This window comes from Photobacterium sp. Ph5 (assembly GCF_022129445.1).
In the GTDB taxonomy this organism is placed as follows: Bacteria; Pseudomonadota; Gammaproteobacteria; order Enterobacterales; family Vibrionaceae; genus Photobacterium.
In genome coordinates this window covers 1-2,265 of sequence record NZ_JADQAQ010000108.1, presented here as the reverse complement: position 1 = coordinate 2,265, position 2,265 = coordinate 1, and the positions used below count along the sequence as shown (strand labels likewise).

Sequence of the window (2,265 nt, the reverse complement as noted above, 5' to 3'; positions counted from 1 at the left end):
ATCTATAGGATCGTTCAACTGATCATTTTTGTCTTAACTGATCGGCATTAAGCATGGTGCTCGCTTTTTTATTTGAATAAGTATTTGGCAACAAAGCAGAAAAACCGATCTTTTTTCGATAAATAGTAAGCTGCAGTGAAAGGGGCGCACCCGAAAAATTATGGTTTTACATTGCGGTTGATCGGATTTTGCAGTGAGATAAGCGTTTCAGTAGATTGCACTTCGTCAATGGCTTGGAGTTTATCAATGAGCACGTATTGCAGTTCTTCAATGGAATGGCACATCAACTTAACAAAAATATTGTACGCCCCTGTGGTGTAATAAGCCTCAACCACTTCATCAAGCTCATTAAGTTTTGCTAATGCAGAATGATAATCACGGGCTGCATTTAGATTAATACCAATAAAACAGCAAACGTCATAACCTAATAATTTAGGGTTAATGATCACCTCTGTACCTGTAATAATTTCTGCAGCACGCATCTTTTCTACTCGTACGTGAACCGTAGCAGGGCTAACATTAAATCGCTTCGCCATTTCAGCGTAAGGAATACGAGCATCATTCATTAAGGCATTAAGGATATCGCGATCTAAGTCATCGATACGAATGGATGGTGTCATAGGAGGTCCTTTGGCTATGCGAGGAATTCATTTTTATTGCTGTATCTTATACTTATCTGATGGTGTGATACCAGAGCAAAGGATGATTTGTAGTGCTATAATCCGCGCCCTATGATCGGATGTGAAATGTCACACCCAGATGTTGTTTTTATATCGGAGATTGCTGTGCAGCTTGCCTTAGTTTGTGAAGTTCCTGAACGTCAGCCTGAATTAGATCAATTAGCCGCTCGTTGGGGCTTAAGCCATGATGAAAATAGCAGCTTTGCTTTAGTCCTTACTGCTGAGCAATTAGAGCTTCGTAAGCTTGATGAACCTAAGCTCGGAGCAGTTTCTGTCGATTTAGTTAGCGGCGCTGTCGCTCATCGCCGTAAATTTGGTGGTGGTCGAGGTCAAGCGATTGCAAAAGCGGTTGGGCTTAAAGGCGGTATTAGTCCTACCGTCTTAGATGCGACAGCAGGTCTTGGTCGAGATGCTTTTGTATTGGCAACACTCGGTTGTAAAGTTCAGTTGGTTGAGCGTCATCCTGTGGTGGCTGCATTATTAGATGATGGCTTAGCACGAGCAAAAGCCGATCCTGAAATTGGCGGTTGGGTAAGTGAGCGTATGCAGTTGCTTCATGCCTCGAGCCATGATGCGTTAGTTAATTTAGCTGATGACCCTGATTTTGTTGCGCCTGATGTGGTGTATCTTGATCCTATGTATCCACATAAGAAAAAGTCGGCTTTAGTTAAAAAAGAAATGCGCGTTTTTCAAACCTTAGTCGGCGCAGATTTAGATGCTGATGGTTTGTTTGAACCCGCGTATGCGTTGGCAACTAAACGCGTGGTGGTAAAGCGTCCTGATTATGCTGAATTCCTTGCTCAAGCAAAGCCATCAATGGCGATTGAAACCAAAAAAAACCGATTTGATATTTATGTAAAAGCGGCAATGAAAGGCTAAGTGATTGTTGCAAATAAATAGTTACAAATAGGATGATATTAATCTGAATGCTGCGCTGGTATTACGAATCATTATCGTTTAATGTTGATAAAAAGGTTCGTTGTTGGCTAGAGGAGCATTCATGGCTAAGACCTTGTGTAAATATCGCCGAGCAGAAATTGCTGATCAGTTTGCGACGATTAGTAAGATTGTCAGCGAGCCAAATTTCATGTGTTCAAGTTGTACGCGAGTTGCGAGTGACAAAGAGTATTTGTGTAAGCCAAGTCGATTAACTAATGCGGTTAAGGCTGCTCCTCGCGTCGCGAAATTATCGATCCCGCCAGCACCTCAGCCAATGATGGCGATGAAACAACCGAATGTTCATAATTTGCCAGCCCCTACTGCTGTGGGGCAAAGCCATATCGAAATGGTTGCGGTGGTCGAAGAAGAAGCATTAGCGCCTGATAGCTTAAAGTTAAAGCAAGCTAAGAAGCTGAAGAAACTGGCTAAAAAGAAAAATAAGCAGTTAAAAAAAGCGGCAAAAACAGTCAAGAAATTTGAAAAGCAATTGAAGAAAGCAAAACTCGCGCTTGGATTGTGATGTCTTTATTCTAAAGTCCTAAATTTGAAAATATATTTTAGGACGGGACACATTAAATAAAAAAGCCTCCAAATGAAGTGACCCCATAAAGTTGGACATTTCGGTTAAGCGGCTTGTAAGGCCTGA

General features: G+C 41.7%; 3 protein-coding genes. 2 read left to right on the top strand and 1 reads right to left on the bottom strand.

What is annotated here, in order from left to right:
* Positions 1–158: 158 nt before the first annotated feature.
* Complete coding sequence (gene asnC, locus I3259_RS20120; RefSeq protein ID WP_005372443.1) at positions 159–620, bottom strand: transcriptional regulator AsnC; 462 nt, start codon at positions 618–620, stop codon at positions 159–161.
* 165 nt (positions 621–785) lie between these two features.
* On the opposite strand from asnC, the gene I3259_RS20115 reads away from it, so the two are divergent.
* Positions 786–1,559, top strand: coding sequence for a class I SAM-dependent methyltransferase (locus tag I3259_RS20115; RefSeq protein ID WP_238031437.1), 774 nt, complete (start codon positions 786–788; stop codon positions 1,557–1,559).
* Positions 1,560–1,680: 121 nt separating this feature from the next.
* Complete coding sequence (locus I3259_RS20110; RefSeq protein WP_238031436.1) at positions 1,681–2,139, top strand: hypothetical protein; 459 nt, start codon at positions 1,681–1,683, stop codon at positions 2,137–2,139.
* Positions 2,140–2,265: the final 126 nt, after the last annotated feature.

Excerpts from the sequence above, each read along its gene's own strand:
- asnC (WP_005372443.1), bottom strand. The coding sequence starts at position 620 with ATGACACCATCCATTCGTATCGATGACTTAGATCGCGATATCCTTAAT.
- I3259_RS20110 (WP_238031436.1), top strand. The coding sequence starts at position 1,681 with ATGGCTAAGACCTTGTGTAAATATCGCCGAGCAGAAATTGCTGATCAG.